The 18499-nt window shown below is 45.8% G+C and carries 20 protein-coding genes, 1 other RNA gene and 1 pseudogene; 8 read left to right on the top strand and 14 right to left on the bottom strand.

Translation table 11 applies throughout. The features are described from left to right. The 9 genes and pseudogenes from M0413_RS19450 to pspF all read right to left on the bottom strand — a co-directional run. Positions 1–70, bottom strand: a pseudogene (locus M0413_RS19450) (valyl-tRNA synthetase); the annotation flags it as partial. 121 nt (positions 71–191) lie between these two features. Further along, positions 192–404 (bottom strand): TOBE domain-containing protein, encoded by a 213-nt coding sequence (locus M0413_RS19455; RefSeq protein WP_249555350.1) that lies wholly within the window; start codon positions 402–404, stop codon positions 192–194. Positions 405–521: 117 nt separating this feature from the next. Then, positions 522–1724, bottom strand: coding sequence for an enoyl-ACP reductase FabV (gene fabV, locus M0413_RS19460; RefSeq protein ID WP_037428157.1), 1203 nt, complete (start codon positions 1722–1724; stop codon positions 522–524). 105 nt (positions 1725–1829) lie between these two features. Beyond that, the gene (locus M0413_RS19465; RefSeq protein WP_249555352.1) at positions 1830–2615 is read right to left on the bottom strand and encodes a peptide ABC transporter ATP-binding protein; all 786 of its coding nucleotides are present in this window, start codon (positions 2613–2615) and stop codon (positions 1830–1832) included. Then, the gene (locus M0413_RS19470; RefSeq protein WP_037417214.1) at positions 2596–3603 is read right to left on the bottom strand and encodes a peptide ABC transporter ATP-binding protein; all 1008 of its coding nucleotides are present in this window, start codon (positions 3601–3603) and stop codon (positions 2596–2598) included. The genes M0413_RS19465 and M0413_RS19470 overlap by 20 nt, the downstream gene beginning before the upstream one ends. 3 nt (positions 3604–3606) lie before the next feature. Then, complete coding sequence (locus M0413_RS19475) at positions 3607–4497, bottom strand: ABC transporter permease subunit (protein ID WP_037417217.1); 891 nt, start codon at positions 4495–4497, stop codon at positions 3607–3609. After that, positions 4484–5515 (bottom strand): ABC transporter permease subunit, encoded by a 1032-nt coding sequence (locus M0413_RS19480; RefSeq protein ID WP_037417220.1) that lies wholly within the window; start codon positions 5513–5515, stop codon positions 4484–4486. Before M0413_RS19480 ends, M0413_RS19475 begins: the two co-directional genes overlap by 14 nt. After that, positions 5515–7140 (bottom strand): ABC transporter substrate-binding protein, encoded by a 1626-nt coding sequence (locus M0413_RS19485; RefSeq protein ID WP_249555355.1) that lies wholly within the window; start codon positions 7138–7140, stop codon positions 5515–5517. Before M0413_RS19485 ends, M0413_RS19480 begins: the two co-directional genes overlap by 1 nt. A gap of 69 nt (positions 7141–7209) precedes the next feature. Beyond that, positions 7210–8301, bottom strand: coding sequence for a phage shock protein operon transcriptional activator (pspF, locus tag M0413_RS19490; protein WP_037428146.1), 1092 nt, complete (start codon positions 8299–8301; stop codon positions 7210–7212). A gap of 177 nt (positions 8302–8478) precedes the next feature. On the opposite strand from pspF, the gene pspA reads away from it, so the two are divergent. From pspA to ffs, 8 genes are all read left to right on the top strand, one after another. Continuing rightward, positions 8479–9162, top strand: coding sequence for a phage shock protein PspA (gene pspA, locus M0413_RS19495; protein ID WP_011071928.1), 684 nt, complete (start codon positions 8479–8481; stop codon positions 9160–9162). A 17-nt stretch (positions 9163–9179) separates the two neighbouring features. Continuing rightward, a complete protein-coding gene (pspB, locus tag M0413_RS19500) occupies positions 9180–9419 on the top strand; it encodes an envelope stress response membrane protein PspB (protein WP_086024023.1) in 240 nt (79 codons plus the stop codon). Next, on the top strand, positions 9406–9792 hold the full coding sequence (gene pspC, locus M0413_RS19505) for an envelope stress response membrane protein PspC (RefSeq protein WP_037417230.1): 387 nt from the start codon (positions 9406–9408) through the stop codon (positions 9790–9792). The genes pspB and pspC overlap by 14 nt, the downstream gene beginning before the upstream one ends. 115 nt (positions 9793–9907) lie before the next feature. After that, positions 9908–11365 (top strand): YcjX family GTP-binding protein, encoded by a 1458-nt coding sequence (locus M0413_RS19510; protein WP_249555357.1) that lies wholly within the window; start codon positions 9908–9910, stop codon positions 11363–11365. Beyond that, entirely contained in the window at positions 11362–12558 is a 1197-nt protein-coding gene (locus M0413_RS19515) for a TIGR01620 family protein (RefSeq protein WP_249555359.1), read from the top strand. Before M0413_RS19510 ends, M0413_RS19515 begins: the two co-directional genes overlap by 4 nt. 314 nt (positions 12559–12872) lie before the next feature. After that, entirely contained in the window at positions 12873–14066 is a 1194-nt protein-coding gene (gene megL, locus M0413_RS19520) for a methionine gamma-lyase (protein ID WP_037417238.1), read from the top strand. A gap of 212 nt (positions 14067–14278) precedes the next feature. Further along, positions 14279–14644 carry a ComEA family DNA-binding protein gene (locus M0413_RS19525; RefSeq protein ID WP_037417240.1) on the top strand — a complete coding sequence of 122 codons (366 nt, stop codon included), beginning with the start codon at positions 14279–14281 and terminating at the stop codon, positions 14642–14644. A 234-nt stretch (positions 14645–14878) separates the two neighbouring features. Further along, positions 14879–14976: signal recognition particle sRNA small type (ffs, locus tag M0413_RS19530), an RNA gene on the top strand. 151 nt (positions 14977–15127) lie between these two features. Here the strand turns inward: ffs and M0413_RS19535 are convergent. Genes M0413_RS19535 through M0413_RS19555 form a run of 5 tightly spaced genes read right to left on the bottom strand, consistent with a single transcriptional unit; the run spans position 15128 to position 18491 of the window. Further along, entirely contained in the window at positions 15128–15415 is a 288-nt protein-coding gene (locus M0413_RS19535; protein ID WP_037417243.1) for a late competence development ComFB family protein, read from the bottom strand. A 33-nt stretch (positions 15416–15448) separates the two neighbouring features. After that, positions 15449–16351, bottom strand: coding sequence for a histone deacetylase family protein (locus tag M0413_RS19540; RefSeq protein ID WP_139122644.1), 903 nt, complete (start codon positions 16349–16351; stop codon positions 15449–15451). A 5-nt stretch (positions 16352–16356) separates the two neighbouring features. Continuing rightward, entirely contained in the window at positions 16357–17049 is a 693-nt protein-coding gene (locus M0413_RS19545) for a DUF2057 domain-containing protein (RefSeq protein ID WP_037428139.1), read from the bottom strand. A gap of 9 nt (positions 17050–17058) precedes the next feature. Then, complete coding sequence (locus M0413_RS19550) at positions 17059–17727, bottom strand: primosomal replication protein (protein ID WP_170919380.1); 669 nt, start codon at positions 17725–17727, stop codon at positions 17059–17061. Beyond that, positions 17718–18491, bottom strand: a complete 774-nt coding sequence (locus M0413_RS19555) for a sulfite exporter TauE/SafE family protein (protein WP_069454733.1) — start codon at positions 18489–18491, stop codon at positions 17718–17720. The genes M0413_RS19550 and M0413_RS19555 overlap by 10 nt, the downstream gene beginning before the upstream one ends. Between the last annotated feature and the right edge of the window lie 8 nt (positions 18492–18499).

Raw genomic sequence — 18499 nt, forward strand, 5'->3', positions numbered from 1 at the left:
CGCCTAATTTAAAGGCTAAGGTGTAATCTCGTTGTGTGCGCTTACGGCTTGAGTTAATTGATGTTGTCATAAAGAAGTCCTCTTTATGTCAACGTATTTCAGGACGAGACAAATCAAATAGAAAAGGCCAAGTGTTTACTTGGCCTTTTTGTTTGTGCGTTATCAAACGATATGGGCGCTATTTCAGCAGCTTAATCATCCACGCCAATCATCACGCTGCTGGCTTTAATGAGTGCGTAAGCCGAATCACCCACCTTCAAGTTTAAACGCTCACAGGAGGCTTTAGTTACGACGGAGGTTAACACTACGCCCGGTGCCAGTTCGATAGTGACTTCGTTGTTTACAAAGCCAATTTCGATTGCGGTAATAGTGCCACTTAGGGTATTACGTGCACTGATCTTCATTCTTTATCCTTATTTAGTGTTGAATGGTCATGCTATTCTAGCCTATTGCCATGGGTTTGCAGCAAATAAAAACGCCACCCGAGGGTGGCGTTTAAAAGCAAGCTGTAATCGTGACGATTACAGCTCGATCACATCGAACTCAACGTACGGATTCACATCAGCGTCGTAGTCGATGCCTTCAATACCAAAGCCGAAAAGTTTAATAAACTCGGCTTTATATTCTTGATAATCGGTCAGCTCTGATAGATTTTCAGTGGTCACTTGTGGCCACAGATCACGGCAATGCTGCTGGATATCTTCGCGCAGTTCCCAATCGTCTAAACGCAGACGGTTGTCGCTGTCGGTCTCAGGTTTTGCACCATCGGCACGGAACAGACGCTCACTGAACATTCGATAGATTTGCTCCATACAGCCTTCGTGCAGGCCTTCTTGGCGCATCTTCTTAAACACCATTGCAATATACAGTGGCATCACTGGGATGGCTGAGCTGGCTTGAGTGACAACGCTTTTGAGCACGGCAACGTTGGCGCTACCGCCTGTCACTGAGAGCTTATCGTTTAAGGCTTTTGCAGCACGGTCTAAATCCATTTTGGCTTTACCTAATGCGCCATGCCAGTAGATTGGCCAAGTTAACTCTGTACCGATATAGCTATAGGCAACGGTCTTGCAGTTGTCGCTCAATACGCCAGCCTCGGCGAGCGCGTTAATCCACAATTCCCAATCTTGGCCGCCCATCACTGTTACTGTATCGGCAATTTCTTGCTCTGTTGCGGGCTCAACTGTCGCTTCAATAATGCAGTCTTTATTTGTATCAACGGCTGTTGCAGTGTAAGTCTCACCAATTGGTTTGAGCGCTGAGCGCACCAGCTCACCAGAGTCAGGCAGTTTGCGCACAGGTGATGCTAATGAATACACCACCATATCCACTTGACCTAAATCTTGCTTGATTAGCTCAATGACTTTTTGTTTAGCTTCATGGCTAAAGGCATCGCAGTTGATGCTCTTAGAGTACAAACCTTCAGCTTTGGCAAACTTGTCGAAAGCGGCAGAGTTGTACCAGCCAGCAGTACCTGGCTTAGCTTCTGTACCTGGTTTTTCGAAGAACACACCAATAGTTGCTGCATCGCTACCAAAGGCGGCGGCAATGCGTGAAGACAGGCCATAACCACTTGATGAACCAACAACGAGGACTTTTTTAGGCCCGTTGGCGATTTTGCCCTTCGCTTTGGTTAAGGCAATTTGTTCTTGAACGTTAGCTTCGCAACCAACGGGATGAGTAGTGGTACAAATGAATCCACGAATTTTGGGTTTGATAATCATGTTTAAGCTTCTTCTATCAAAATGACCAATAGGATAAATACTTCGGCGATTAAATGGCATCTATTTTTAGCCAATTTGCCTGAATATTTAAGTGGTTGGAGCAGTTTAACGCTTATGAACAAACAGGCTCTGCTCCTGAATAAGCCTTTGGGTATATTCGTGCTGCGGTGAATTAAATATCTGTTCTGTTAGAGCTTTCTCAACCATAACGCCTTTATGAAGAACCATAATTTTATCGCTAACATGGCGAATAATATTGAGGTTATGGGACACAAAAATATATGACAAGCCTAAGTCTTTTTGCAATTTCAGTAGCAAATTGAGGATTTGCGAGCGTACGGACAGATCTAAAGCGGTCAACGCTTCATCGGCGATAATGATTTTGGGGTTGAGCATTAGCGCACGCGCCACGGCAACCCGCTGTTTTTGGCCTTCAGAAATCATATGCGGATAAAAGTCAGAATGTTCAGGTAATAAACCGACTTTCCTTAATGTCTCAATTACTTGAGAATTACGCTCTTTGGCAGATAGCTGAGTGTTAAAGCGCAATGGTTCATCGAGTAACTGACCAATGGTGAGCCTTGGGTTGAGCGAGGTATTAGGATCTTGAAAAATCATCCGAATAAGGCGGCAGCGTTGTTTGATATTACGGCTGTCTAAGGCTTCGCCTTCGAAGTAAATTTCACCGCCGCTGCGCGGTTCTGCGCCCACTAAAATACGTGCAAGAGTACTTTTACCTGAGCCAGCTTCACCCACGATGGCTAAGGTCTCACCGCGATTGAGTTCAAAGGAAACCGGGGCTAAGGCATCGTTATATTGGCGGGTAAAGCCTTTATAACCAGTATCATACCTTTTAAAGAGATCGTTAACTTTAAGCAGTGGAGTCGTCATTTGTCGTTTCACCGTGGTAAGGGAAATGGCAGGCAAAGTAGCGGTCTCTTGAATGACTCAAACTTGGCTGATTAACACATTTCTTTTGCGCCTCAGGACATCTTGGCCCTAAGCGACAACCAATGGGGAGATGTTGGAGTGCTGGCGCCGAGCCTGGCAGTGTTGGCATAATGGCCTTGTGCGCCTCTATCCCCGAATAATCCGGCATATTATCCAAGAGTGCCTTAGTGTAAGGATGATAGGGCTGATTAATTAATTCATCCGTCGGCCCTGACTCCATCACTTGGCCGCAATAGAGTACCGATAAGTGATCGCACCATTGGGCGAGGGTCTCAAGCTCATGACTGATGATTAAGATTGACACATTTTGCAGTTGGTTAAGCTGTGATAGTAGGCGAAATATCTGCGCCTGAGTACTCAGCTCCATCGAGTTTGTCGGCTCATCTGCAATTAATAATCTAGGCTGGTTGGCAATTGCCATGGCGATCATCACTTTTTGGCATTCGCCTTCGGATAATTCCCATGCATAGCTGGACATGACTTTTTGCGGATTTTTAATGCCAACTTTGTGTAGCCATTTCTGCGCCGTGAGTTTGGCATGTTTGTGCTTTTGCCAAAAATAAGCTTTAGGATTCTTAGGCATGGCCTGCATCAGCTGGCTACCCACGGTTTGCGAAGGATCAAGGCTGCCTGATGGGTCTTGGAATATCATCGCCATATCTGAGCCCATCAGATTACGGCGCTCCTTCGAGGTCATGGCCATCAGATTGTTACCATCCCACATCATGCGGTCGGCAGTAATGGTCCAGTTGGGGCCAGGGATCCCTAGAATAGCTCTGGCGAGTAGACTTCGGCCCGAGCCGGATTCACCCACTAGGCCGTGGATTTCACCCGCATTCAAGGTCAAGCTTACTTTCTCAAGAGCTCGCACTTTGCCGTGGGGCGTGTCGAGTTCAATAGTCAGGTTTCTAACGTCGAGTAATGGCATAGGTTAGTTTCTGATGGGCGCAAGCGCCGATCTCAAGCCATCGCCTACCAAGTTAATGGCAAGCACACTAAAGAGAATCGCTAGCCCTGGAATAGTTACAGTCCAAGGTGCGGTCAATAAATTATCCATGCCTTGCGCCACCATAGCGCCCCATTCTGGGCTAGGGGCTTGAGCACCAAGACTTAAAAAGCCGAGGGCAGCAATATCTAAAATCGCGGCAGAAATGGCTAACGTGGTTTGAATAATCACTACTTCCCAGACGTTTGGCATGATCACATACCAAAAAATCTGCATTGAATTGGCTCCATCCAAACGGGCAGCGGTAACATATTCTTTTTGTAATTCTTCATGGACCGATTGATGAATAGAGCGGACAAACTGTGGCGTCAAGGCAATGCCTACGGCCCAAAACACGTTTTCAAGTCCTGGCCCCATAACGGCAACCACTAAAATCGCCATCAGAAGCGAAGGGATTGACAGCAATGCATCGAGCAAATGGCCCAAAATACTAGACTTTAATCCACGCATCATGCCGGAAAGTGAGCCGATGATAAATCCAGTAAACAGAGCTGTACCGACAATCATTAATGCCATGCCAAAGGTTAAATGCGCGCCATGTAGCAAGCGGCTAAAAATATCCCGGCCAAGATCGTCGGTGCCTAAAAAATGCGCCACAGTGCCGGAAGGATCCCATGAGGGAGGTAACAATAGGGCGCGTGGATCTTGAGCCTCTGGTGCGAAAGGCGCAATCATTGGACCAAAGAGGGTGAGCAGCAGCAGAAAAATAATGGTCCACAATCCCGCCAAGGCAAAAGGGTTTGCCGAAAAATTTTGCCAGACCCGCATCATTGGGGAAGCAATTTGATCTTCCTGATAAATTTTAACTGGAGGCATAAAGATCTTTTCTGCTTAATGGATTGAAGACGGTATGTAGCACTTCAATCAAAATACTTAAAAAGATGATCAGCAAGGCGACAGCCAATATTCCACCTTGAATAACCGTGTAATCCCGCTGATAAATTCCTGATACTAACCAAGAGCCTACACCTGGCCATGAAAATATCACTTCAACAACAATAGCATAGCTAGCAAAGGCACCTAGCATTAAACCTAAGTGCTTTAATACAGGGATAAGCGCGTTGGGTAAGGCATGGCGTAAAATAATGGTATTGGTGTGCATGCCTCTGGCTTCGGCTGCGCGGATAAAGGTTTGGTTCATCACATTCATCATTGCAGAACGTGTGCTACGTACTACCACAGTAAAAGGCAGCACTGCGAGCGTTGTCGCTGGCAGAATAATGTGTAGCAGTGCATCCTTAAACGCCGATATGCGATACTCCGAATCAGACAGTAGGATATCGACCAGCATAAAACCAGTGACGGGTTTTATCTCATATAAAAGATTGAGTTGCCCCGATATTGGCAACCAACCGAGATCGACACCAAACCAAAGCGATAAATACAGTCCCAACCAAAAGACTGGAACAGAGTAACCCGTAAGAGTAATAGCCATAATGGTATTTTGGGTGAGTTTATGCTGACTTTGTGAAGCCAAAACGCCCAAAGGCACGCCTAAACCAATGGCGATTACCGCGGCCATGACTGCGAGCTCGAAGGAGGCGGGGAGTACGGTACTTAACTCCTCTGCAACGCTTTGATGGGACGTCACTGAAACCCCTAAGTTACCACTCAGCCTTTGCTGCAAATAAGCAATAAACTGCAACGCCTTGTTGCTATCTAACTTATAGTCTTGTTCGATTTGGCTAAGCTGAGCTGCCGATGGTGAATGTATTCCTGTGAGGGCAAAGGTGCGTTCAATGGGGAACAAACCTGTTGCATAAAATAGGACACCAATCATGACGAGTGAAGTCGCTAGGAATAAATTGAGGCGCCGTAACAGGTATCTTAACATCAGTTAGTCTCCTGTGTGGTTTGGCTGGTTTTTGTAAAGGAAATGCCGCCAAAAGGCGTGAGTTGCATATTATGTACATTATTACGCGTTAAAGCGACCCGTTTGGCATGAGCCAAACTCAGCATTGGTACTTGCTCGGCGATGAATGCTTCGGCTTCTTGATAAATTTGTTTGCGCTCTGCTTGTGTTGAGACTTCTCTTGCTCTGTCTAGAATGGTATCAAACTGTTTATTGCACCAGCGAGAGCGGTTGTTGTTTGATTGCATCGACGCGCAGCTAAGCAGTGGCGTGAAAAAGTTATCGGGATCACTGTTATCGGCGTTCCAGCCGATGAGCACTGAATCGTATTCATCTCGACTTAATCTTTGGGTAAAGACACTCCAGTCGTAACTGATTATGTTGACTTTAACACCGATATTGGCCAAATCAGATTGAATTAACTCAGCTGTTTTCAGTGCATTAGGATTATAAGCTCTCGCAACAGGCATTGCCCAAATATCGATGCTGAGATTGTTAATACCTGCCTCTTTTAGCAGGTCTCTGGCTTTTTGGGGATTATAATCGAGTAGCTTCTTATTGCTGTCGTAGGCCCAAGAGGCTGGTGGAAGTACGCCTATCGCCTCTATTGCGGTGTTTTGATACACAGCACGTAAGATATTTTGTTTATCCACCGCATGGGCGAGCGCGCGGCGAACTCGAACATCATTTAATGGCGCTTTTTGAGTGTTAAATGCCCAAAATGCTACGTTAAGGCCGGGTTGTGATTCGATATTGAGCTGTTCATGTTGCTTAATAACGGGAAGTTCCCCTGCTTTTGGCAGGGCTGAAACACTGCAGTCACCCGCGATTAACTTTGCTAATCTCACGGTGCTTTTTGGGGTGATATCATAGACCAACATCTCGACATTGGCGGGTTCTCCCCAAAAATCCGGATTACGGCGATAGCGAATATATTCGTTTTTGGCGTAATGCACTAAAGTAAAAGGCCCTGTACCAATGGCAAAATGGTCAACATTTTCCGGGTGACCTAGTGCAAGTTGTTGTTCGGCGTACTCACTGGAGAGAATAACGGCAAAGTCAGTCGCTAAATTCGATAAAAATGAAGCATCCTTACGGGCTAAGCGAAAGATGACTTCATAGTCATTGATTTTTTCAACACTTTTAACTTGTTCAGAAAAACCAATGCTTTGAAAAAAGGGATAACCAGTGCGTGACACACCATGGTAAGGGTGATGCTTATCGATAATTCGATTGAAGGAAAACAGTACGTCGTCGGCGTTAAATGAGCGACTTGGCGTAAAACGGGAAGAATGCTGAAACTTAACATCCTCCCTGAGCGTAAAACGATAACTAAGACCATCATCACTTTCAGCCCAACTGGTTGCCAAGGCCGGAACCAACTGACCAGAGAGCGCGTCATAGTCTACTAAGCGGCTATAAATCAGGTGTGAAGTGGCGTCGATCGTAGTGCCTGAGGTCACCAACTGCGGATTAAAAGACTCGGGATTCCCTTCGGAACAATAGACCAAACCAGAAGGAAGTCGTTGGGGGCCACATGCAACCAACAACCCACTCATGCAGAATACCGCAGTTGCTAGGCACAGGCGTCTAATTAGCACACTCATTTATAAATCATTATTTTATCGACTATGAACGACTATTTTAGCAGTGCATCTCGCCCATGGGCAATCAGCTTATGCTTTATCGAGCAAATTGTATTTTTTTAGAATGCCACGTAGCTGATGATAACTTAACCCCAAGATTTCAGCGGTCTTCTTTTGATTATATTGGCTCGCCGATAAGGCTTGCTGAATAAGCTCCATCTCATAACGCTCGGTTTGTTCTTTAAAGTCTAATGGAAAACTAAAGTCATTTAACGGCGCTTCACTAGGTGCAATGACATCAATATCGGTTTTTGCCGTAACGGTGGGAGGGCTTATGATGGTTGAGTGCGGTGTGGGCACCACCTGACGCTCAAGAGTGCGCACTCGAGTTGTCGGCCGGTACGGGGAGGCGAAAGGGTCGAGAATAATGTGCTCGATGGGACGATTTTCACCGCAATTACGGTAAACACTGCGCTCAACTACGTTTTTAAGCTCACGAATATTACCGGGCCAGTCATGACTCATGAGCTGCTCGATGGCATTTGCACTAAAGCCACTAAAGAGTTCGAGTTTGAGTTGCCGAGCCATTCCCACTGCAAAGTATTCGGCTAATGTCATGATATCTTCTGGACGACAACGTAGTGGCGGCAGTGTGATCACATCGAAGGCTAAACGATCGAGTAAGTCGGCCCGAAATTCACCGGCCTCGGCCAGTGAGGGTAAATCTTCGTTGGCGGCGCAGATAAGGCGCACATCCGCTTGAATGGTTTTACTGCCACCGACACGTTCAAATTCACCGTACTCGATAACTCGCAGTAGTTTTTCTTGAATCAATCCAGAGGTATTGGCTAACTCGTCAAGAAACAGTGTTCCACCATCAGCCCGTTCAAAACGGCCTTCGTGTTTACCTTTAGCACCTGTAAAGGCCCCAGATTCGTGGCCAAATAATTCACTTTCAAGCAAGTTTTCGCTCAAAGATGAACAATTTAGCTTAATAAAATTTTGATCCCAGCGCTTAGACAGATAATGTAGGCGTTCGGCAATCAGCTCTTTACCTGTGCCTCGTTCACCAATGATCAGTACAGGTTTTGATAACGGAGCGATTTGTGAGACGTGCTCTAATACTTCAAGTAGGGCGTTTGATTGACCGATTAGATTGTCTTGCTGAAATTTATTATCCACGATATTTTTTAGTCTTTAACGCTAAATTTTGGTGAAAATCATAATAAGTGGCTTGCGTTGTAAAATAAAGGAAAAGTTAAAATTTTGTTTATCTAATTGAATTTAAATAATAAATAAAAGTTGGCACAGTTAGTGTATTACCTTAAGCGAGACCAACATCAATTTGAGGATAGCATTATGGGTATTTTCTCTCGTTTCGCCGATATCATTAACTCTAATATCAGCGCATTACTCGACAAAGCCGAAGACCCTGAAAAAATGGTTCGCCTGATCATCCAAGAAATGGAAGATACACTGGTAGAAGTGCGTTCAACCTCAGCTAAGGTATTGGCTGAAAAGAAAGAATTGCATCGCCGTATCAGCCGAGTCGAGGAGCAAGTTCAGGATTGGCAGGATAAAGCGGAACTGGCACTTTCAAAGGACCGCGAAGATTTAGCCAAAGCGGCTTTAGTTGAAAAACAAAAAGCGGCGGGTTTAGTGGATACTTTAAACCAAGAGTTGGCAGTGCTGGATGAGCATATCGCTCGTTTAAAAGATGAAGTGAGCCTGTTACAGGAAAAACTGTTAGATGCAAAAGCGCGCCAAAAGACCATTATTTTGCGCACTCAAACTGCGTCATCACGTTTAGAAGTGAAAAAGCAGTTAGACTCAAGCAAAATTGATAATGCCATGCTTAAGTTTGAGCAATATGAACGCCGTGTTGAAGGATTAGAAGCGCAGGTTGAATCCTACGATCTTGGCAGCAAAAAAACCTTAGCTGATGAGTTTGCGGCATTAGAAGCTGAAGATTCAGTCAATGCTGAGTTGGAAGCGCTCAAGGCAAAAGTGAAAGGCAAAGCTCCCACAAAGTCAAAAGAATAACATTTTAGAGGTGAGTTATGGATATGGACATACTAATGGCTCCGATTATCATCTTTATGATAGTGGTGGCGCCTATATGGTTAGTTCTTCATTATCGCAGTAAGCGACAAGTGAGCCAGGGACTCACTGAGGAAGAGTTTTCACAGCTGAATGACTTGATTGCGAAAGCCGATAAAATGGCTGCGCGTATCGAAACCTTAGAGGCGATTCTCGATTCTGAATCGCCTGAATGGAGGGGGAAACATGAGAGGATCTAGTGGTCGAACTTTGTACCGTATTCCCCAGTCAGGTAAAATCGCCGGAGTGTGTGCAGGGATTGCTGAGTACTTTGCGATTGAAACTTGGTTAGTACGCGTACTTGCTGTTTCTATCTTTCTATTAGGTGGTTCGGGTGTTGTCTTTATCATCTATGTGGCGTTATGGGTGATACTCGATATCAAACCTCAAAATAGCTCTGTTAGGGATGACATTGAAGTGAAGAAGAAACCTTGGCAGTCGGGAGAGCCAGCTAAACAGGCGCTAAGCGATGTGAATCGTCAGTTTAGGAGCCTTGAGGTGAGATTGCAAAACCTTGAGCGCCATGTGACGTCTGACAATTTTGATTTAAAAAGACAAATCAATAGCTTGTAATCCCTCTAAAGGGCGGCCATGTCCGCCCTTGTTGTTTTATCTTTCGTTGATTCCAGTGTCATCTCTCGTTGATTCCAGTATATAGTTATCTCATTCAACATTTAGGGAAATCCTTATGGGAATGCTTGATGTATCGATCCACAAAATCACGCAAAAGAGTCAATCTTTGCTCCACAGAACGGCCGATAGGCATTTGCGACTTGCAGTAACAGGGTTATCGGGAGCGGGAAAAACGGCTTTTATTACAGGGTTAGTCAATCAATTACTCAATAGCGGTGCTGCATCATCTGCATCGCATTCTCGCCAACATGGTTTGCCTCTTTGGCAGGTGAGCCGTGAACAACGTTTGCTTGGGGTTAAGCGAGCGATGCAGCCGGATCTTGAAATCGCGAGTTTTGATTATCAGGGCGCTATGTTAGCGCTGACTTCGAATCCTCCTACTTGGCCTGAATCGACTCGCACCATTTCAGAGTTGCGTCTAGCGATTAAATATCGGCCGCAAAAGGGATTACTCGCCAAGTTTGCCGATACCGCAACGCTATATTTAGATATTGTGGATTATCCAGGGGAGTGGCTGTTAGATTTACCTATGCTGCGCCAAAACTATATTGAGTGGTGTACTGCCCAGCAGCAACGGCTTGCGGTTTTGAAGAGTTCACCTTTATATGCTGGTTTTGAAACATCGTTAAATGCACTCAATTTAGCGGCGATGGCCGATGAAGCGGAACTGAAACGACTTGCCGATCAATATCAGCAGTTATTACAGGATTTAGTGCATGTGCAGGGGTATTACCAAGCGCAACCGGGGCGTATGTTATTACCCGGTGAGTGGCAAGGTGCACCGCTGCTGGCGTTTTTCCCTCTGTTATCTGTGACTGATGCTCAGTGGAGCAACCTTAAACAAAGTGAGAAGCACAGCGCTTTTCATGTGCTGGAAAAGCGCTATCAAGAGTATGTCGCTAAGGTTGTTAAACCTTTTTATAAACAACATTTCGCAGGGTTTGATCGTCAGGTGGTGCTCGTTGATTGCTTCAGTGCGTTAAATCGTGGCAAATCACAATTTGAAGATATGGGCGCGGCGCTAAATGCCATTATGGAGAGTTTTCAATACGGACAATCCAGTTATTTACGTCGGCTTTTTGCGCCGCGGATTGACCGTTTGCTCTTTGCCGCCAGTAAGGTTGACCATGTCACGCGGGATCAACAAAGTCATGTGTTGTCGCTGTTAACGGATATGCTCAAGCACAGTCAGCACTTTGCTAGTTTTGATGGTTGTAAAGTCGAAACCATGGCCATTAGTGCGATTAAGGCCACACGCCACGGTATGGTGACCACTCAAGATGGGGATGTGGAAGTCGTGCAGGGCACAGGATTGAATGGCCAAGCCCTGACACTGTTTCCCGGCGAAGTGCCCACTCGCTTACCTGAGTCCACTTTTTGGCGTGAGCAAGGCTTTAATTTTATCGGTTTTGCACCGCCGGATAACCGTAATCTTGATCCATCTTCGGTGCATTTTGACCATATCCGTCTTGATCACCTTCTGCAGTATCTTGTGGGGGATAAACTGGAATGAGAAAAGACCCGTTACCACATTCAACTGAGTCTCAAATAAATGAGTCGGAGCAGTCTGTCGCTCCGATTACAACTCAAGCGCTTAAAAAGCAGCAAGTATTTGATGCTGAACAGGTCAAACTACAGTCTGTAACAGATGAGTTAAAAAGTGCGCAAATGTTTGCGCCACAAACCCCGATAAAGGCGATTGATGACGTTGTTGAAGAGACGTTAGCTGCTCAACCGCAGGTGTTAGATGTGGCATCGATACGCCCTAAATTACATCAATCTCGCCGCTGGTCTTGGTTGGCACGCTTATCACTAATGGCATTAATACTACTCTCGCTAGTGCAAATAGGCCTTGGTTTGCGGGATGCTTGGGTTGCCAGTCCTTGGCTATTTAGTTTTTATGGTGTGGTGCTTGGTTTAGTCGGGAGCTGGGCTATAGTCGGTGCCGTTAGCGAGTATCGAAAATTAAAACGCTTAAAACAGGTTGCCGATACCCAGGATACAGGTGCAAGGCTTGCCCTGAGTATGCAAATGGGTGAGGCCGATAGCTTTATCGATAATATTGTACGGCATTACCCCGATAGCCAAGGATTACAACGGCTGCGTCACTCGTTAAAAGATGAACATAACGATGCCGAAAAAGTGCTGTTATTTGAGGACTTAGTCCTAACGGAGCGGGATGAACTCGCCAAAAAAGTCGTGCGTCGATATGCGGCTGAATCAGCAGTGTTATTGGCTGCTAGCCCGCTTGCTGCATTGGATATGGCGATCATTCTTTGGCGTAATCAGCGAATGCTGCGTGATGTCGCTGCCTGTTATGGGATAGAGTTAGGCTATTGGAGCCGGATTAAACTCATTCGCAGCATAGTGATTAACATTATTTATGCTGGCACCAGTGAGTTAGTCACGGACTTAGGAACTCAATTGCTGTCGGTCGAGATGACCGGTAAATTATCCGCGCGGCTTGCCCAAGGATTAGGGGGCGGTTTGTTAACGGCGCGCCTAGGATATCAGGCCATGGCACTGTGTCGGCCAATCGGTTTTAGGGAAGAGCAGCGCCCCAAATTATCGAAAGTTCATCAAGATTTGTTGATTGAGCTTAAGCAGTTTGCTGGTAAGTTATTGACCAAAGATGGGCGTGATGCGCTTAAGAGCCAATTAGAGGCTGCTGAGCTAAAAACCAGCTCAACGGCAAAAGACAAATAACATAGCCGAATGCACAAAACCGCGAGTGCACTTTAGGCTAAATGCTAATGCGCTAATGACTCTGTCATTAGCGCATTTTTTATCGCCGATGTTCTGCCCCAAACGCCTGAATGTAACAACTTAGTTACAGTGGTTCTGTTGCTATTTTCACCGTTGCACTGGTTTCAACTGTTCAGCAGGGTATGTTAGTGCTTATTCGATAGGGCTAATGTTTTATTAACTTATCTATATGGACTAAAAACACAAGCAAATCATCATTCCTCGAACAATCAATCAAGAATCGAATGATGTAATGGCATAACAAGGAGTAAGCAATGCAAGATGAATCGAGCAAGATGTGGAAAGCGGCGACCCAAGCCATTCATGCAGGACATGAGCGAGAGGCCTTCGGTTCGTTAGTCACACCACTTTATCAAACTGCAACTTTTGTATTTGAATCGGCGCAGCAAGGTGGCGAGCGTTTTGCGGGTAACGAGCCCGGTTATATTTATACCCGTCTTGGTAATCCAACTGTGGCCGAACTTGAGCGTAAAATGGCGATTTTAGAAGGGGCTGAAGCGGCGGCGGCAACGGCGTCAGGTATGGGGGCTGTGTCGGCGGCATTGCTCGCTAATTTGCAGATGGGCGATCATTTAGTGGCTTCTAATGCGGTATATGGTTGCACTTTTGCACTTATGACCAGCCAATTTGCCCGTTTTGGCATCGAAGTCACCTTAGTCGACTTTACCGATTTAGCGGCAATTGAGCGGGCAATCAAACCGAACACTCGGGTGATTTTTTGTGAAACGCCGGTCAATCCTCATCTGCAGGTGTTTGATCTTAGAGCTATTGCCGATATTGCGAAGCGGCATCAATTAGTTAGCATTGTCGATAATACTTTTATGACGCCGCTACTGCAGCAACCGATTGCACTAGGCATTGATTTAGTGGTTCACAGCGCGACTAAATACTTAAATGGTCACGGTGATGTGATTGCGGGCATCGTCTGTGGCAGCGAAGAGCAACTTCACAGAGTGAAGTATGAAATCCTAAAGGATATCGGTGCAGTGATCTCACCCCATGATGCTTGGCTTATTCTACGGGGACTTAAAACTCTCGATGTGCGCTTACAGCGCCATTGCGAGAGTGCCCAGCGGGTTGCTGAGTTTTTAGAGCAACACCCTGCGGTGACGCGAGTGTACTATCCAGGGCTTAAATCCCATTCGGGTCATCAATTTATTGGTCAGCAGATGCAGCGAGCAGGAGGGGTGATCGCCTTTGAATTAGCTGCGGATTTTACTCAGGCTATGGCGTTTGTTGGCAAGCTTAAATTATTTTCAATTGCGGTTAGTTTGGGCGATGCGGAATCCCTTATTCAGCATCCGGCTTCAATGACCCACTCTCCTTACTCCCCAGAAGCGCGGGCAGCTGCGGGCATTGGGGATAATCTGCTGAGAATTTCTGTCGGTTTGGAGGATTGCGACGATATTATTGCTGATTTAAGCCAGGCATTAGCAACGATTGTTTAGCTGGTTATGGATAATTTTTATAACAAGGATGCATTAACCGCATCCTTTTTCTTCATTGTTATCTGTAAATTCATTGCTCTAAAGTTACATATTTAAGCCAGAGGTAATATTTGTACTTTGGCGTTTGGAAATTCATAAAAGCTTCGTCTATGTTTGATTGGAGGCCACGGAAGTTGGACGAAAGGCCGAATATCAAGGAGAGAGGAAGCATTATGAAACTAAAACCTAGTTTACCTGCGATGGTATCTGCTATTGCATTTTCTGCCCTGTTAACCTTGCCAGTAATGGCAGCTGATCCGGTAAAAGAAGCGAGTAAGGTGCAAAACCAAGCGAAAACTGAGGCCAAAAATATGGCAAGCGATGCTAAACAAGCATTGCCAGACGCAGCTCAAGTCAACATCAATACCGCTTCAACTGAGCAATTACAACTGCTAAAGGGGATTGGTGCCGCTAAAGCGCAGGCAATCATAGATTATCGCACTCAAAATGGGCAATTTAAGACTATTGATGAGTTAGCAAATGTCTCAGGGATCGGTGCTAAGCTGATTGAGCAAAATCGTCATATGATTAAGCTGTAACGCCTTGGCATTGTCTTGAGTCATTTGCGTTAGCTTGACATCTTTTAGCGAATAAAAAGCCTGCTTTGCAGGCTTTTATCATTTTCAATACTTAGGTTTGCCTATAGATTGTCCATTTAAACCGGATATTTATCAAACGGGCGGATTAGCACTTGATCCCATAGAGGTCATAGGGGATAATCCGCGTCGTTCGGTGATGATCCTTTTGGTGATCCACTTGAAGTTATGGTGACCCTAGGGTCCCCCCGCAATGATAACTTGTGAACTCGGCCAGGCCCGGAAGGGAGCAACCGCAGCAAGCGACTCGTGTGCCGGGGTGTCGGCTCTAGGGGAACCTCCAAATCTCCCCATCATTTTCCAATCTTCTTTATCTTTAACTCACTGATTAGCAATAACTGCTCAGCTTAGCATTTAGCAACACTGCAGAATTTACTCGTAAAACCTTGTTGCAAATCGATGTAGCGATGCCCTATACCGTATGACTTAGCTGTTGGCTTCTTCCTGCTGCATTCTTTTTTGTAAATTCTGTTTTAAAAAGGCTCGCGATTTTTCGAGTGCAGCCTGTATTTCGCGTTTAAGTTCCTGCAATTCATCATAATCTTCAAAGAAATAAGTGTCGACTAAATGGCGAATATAACGCACGGGCAGTTGATTGAGTGTCACACAGCAGAGATCGGCTAAATAATCCTCCGGCAATTCATCCATCAGGCCTTCATCGGATAACATTTCCATTAAGAGAACTTCGTAATAGTTGCGGATTTCGAGTTGCATCGCTGTGCTCCATGATGATTTTTATTGAGTTTGCTACCACAAATGGTTGGCTGCAATAAAAAGTTGGCTATGTCTTTGGCTTAATTGTAGTTCGTCTCGGCTGTAGCCGCCGCCAATTACCGCAGCAACAGGAATATTTGCCGCTTTTGCCATGGAGAGCACAGTAACATCACGTTGATAGAGCCCTTCTTGGCTGATCTGTAAATGGCCTAAATCATCGTCCTGATGAATATCAACACCAGCGTCATACAGGATTAAATCTGGTTGATGGAGCCGAATAAGCAGCTCGAGAGTCTGTTCGACGGTTTCCTGATAGGCGCTATCATCAGCACCTTTCGTTAGTTCAATATCATAGTGTGACTGTTGTTTACGGCTGGGGAAATTCTCTTTGCAGTGGATGGAACAACTGATAATGCCTTGATGCCTATGGCTGAGGGTAGCAGTGCCGTCTCCTTGGTGCACGTCACAATCAAAAATCAATACCTTATGCAGTTGCTGCTCGGCGATAAGTTTGCGGGCGGCGATAATCAAGTCATTGAAAATACAGTAACCACTGCCAAAGTCATAATGAGCATGGTGATAGCCACCGGTTAAGTGAAGGGCGATACCCGTTTGTAGTGCCAAGCTTGCGGTTAAACTCGTCCCCGATACCGAGTGCAAGGTTCGCTCGACCAAGGCTTGACTCCATGGAAAGCCGATGCGTCTTAAGGCCGTGTTGGCTAAGGTACCTTGAATAAATTGTTCGACATAATCTTGCTGATGCACCTGCATTACATCTTCAGCCGTCATCGGCGAGGGAGTATGAAATTGATCCGCAACAGCCAGTTGATTATCGAGCAGATACTGATAAAGACGTGCGTATTTGGTTGTGGGAAAGCGGTGATGGGCGGGTAACGCCAGCTTGGAGTAGCTGGCGTGATAAACCAATGGGATCATCTGGATTAGAGTTGTGAAATAGCCCAGCTCATAAACTCTTTACGTGTTTTCTCATCGGCTTGTAACCACCAGTATTGCAACATCTGCTGTGGATTTGCGCCAGCCGCTTTAGAAGTATCAACCGGAGCGGTTAATGAGGTTGCCTTAACTGCTGCCTGCGCCGAAGTGGGTGCTGGCGCGGCAACCACCGCTGCTGTGCCTGCTGCGCCTGTTACTGCGGCTGCTGTGCCTGACACATCTACCGCTTGGTTACCGCTAAAGAGACGAGAGACAAAGCCTTCTTCTTCAATATCGGTGTTTGCCACTTGGTAATTAACCTGACCTTTGTCGGAGCGGGTTAACACGACTTGGGGATTTTGGGCAAACACTTTAGGCTTTTTAACGACTTTGCCTTCAGCGGCTTGTAAATAGTATTGATGATCGCCATCAACCTCTAAGGTCACAATAAAAGGAGATGACTTAACAAAGGTTTGGCTGTCACTAAAATCGTCTTCCACCATTTCGTGGTAGCGAATGGCGATTTTGTGGGTGCCGGGCGCCAACTCTAAGCTGCTTTTATGGTTGAATACGCTGGACTCGACTTTTTTGCCATCGAGGGCAAGGTATTCGAAGGACATAGGGATATTCAGATCTGCGGCAAAGGCTGAGGCAGAGCCGAGTAGCATTAGCAGGCTGCTGATTGGCAAAAGTGATTTCATTGTTGCTCCTTAACGATTATGGCTCTGATGCGGACGTTCGAATGCTTGAATGCGATCTTCGATATAACTGATGGCTTGCCTGCATTTTCCCAAACGACGATGCATCAAAAGGATGTCATTTTGCAAACGGATTTTGTCAGCACTATGACAGTTTTCAAGTTTTGACTCCATTTCTGCAATTTTTTGTTCAAATTTTTTCGCCCAATTCAGATGCTTATTCAGTTCGGCATAGATTTCGTGGCTATTTTGTAACACATTGCTGGCGATCCAAGCAAACCCGCTGGCTTGATGCGATTGGTTTTGTTGTTGGGCAAAACGTGCGCGCTTACTGGCACGTTGTTGATTTTTAGACTTTATATCGATTGAGGTCGTCAGTAGCGCCCGTTTAACCGCAGTAAAACGGTCTTGAATACGTTCACAGCTTAAGGCGATGGTTTGCGGCGCGAGTTTTAGGGCGATTTGCTTCTCTAACTGACCGATACTACTTCGAATTTGTTCAATACAGGGCATCAACTGGGCGCCATTTTGAATAAACAGCGATTGATTAAAGCGTTCAATATCTAGTAGGAGTTTGCGTTGGCTCGGCGCAAGATGACTGTCGTGTTGCAGTACTTCTTGCTCTAATGTTTTTAGCTGATTTTTCAACGTGCTGATTAGCTGCGAAGTGTTCAAAACCATGCGCTCCACGCCAGATTAGCGGCAATTGACAGGACAATTAATATAAACAAAGGCCGAATAAAAGGCATACCAAATTTTATCGCACAGCGAGCGCCGATAAAGGAGCCGAGCATCATACATAACCCCATCCACAGGCCAATTTGCCAATGGACTTGCCCAAGAAAGCCAAAGATCGCCAGCGCCGTCAAATTGCTGGTAAAAGTCATGGCTCTAGCGAGCGCGCAACTATGCAAAAGAGGTAATTTATATAATGAACCTGAACTCACTGTCCAAAAGGCGCCAATGCCGGGACCAGCAAAACCATCGTAGATGCCTAGTAATAAACCTTGCAGGCTTTGCTTGAGCTTGGATTGGGCTTTTGTCGGCGTCTGACAATCGGTATCCGAGATGGCATTAGGGCTCAGCAAGCTGTAAATTGCAATGCCAATAATGAGCAGTGGTAAGGCTTTTTCAAGCCACTGCGCGTTTAACAAATACACCAATACGCTGCCAAGAACTGCGCCAAAAAAGGTTGCGACAAATGCCATATACCAAAAAGCGGGTTTGAGTAAGTGTTGACGGTAATAGGTAAAGGCAGCCATTGAGGAACCAAAACTGGCGGCAAATTTGTTGGTACCTAAAGCGGTGTGAGGCGAGAGACCAAGGGTTAGCAGGGCCGGAATGGAGAGCAGGCCGCCACCACCGACCACGGCATCGATAAAACCTGCAATTAAGCCAATGACAGCCAACAGGGCCCAGTTACTGGGCTCAAGTAACAACTCCAAATCTTAAT

The sequence above is a fragment of the Shewanella sp. 8A genome (assembly GCF_023475945.1).
In the GTDB taxonomy this organism is placed as follows: Bacteria; Pseudomonadota; Gammaproteobacteria; order Enterobacterales; family Shewanellaceae; genus Shewanella; species Shewanella xiamenensis.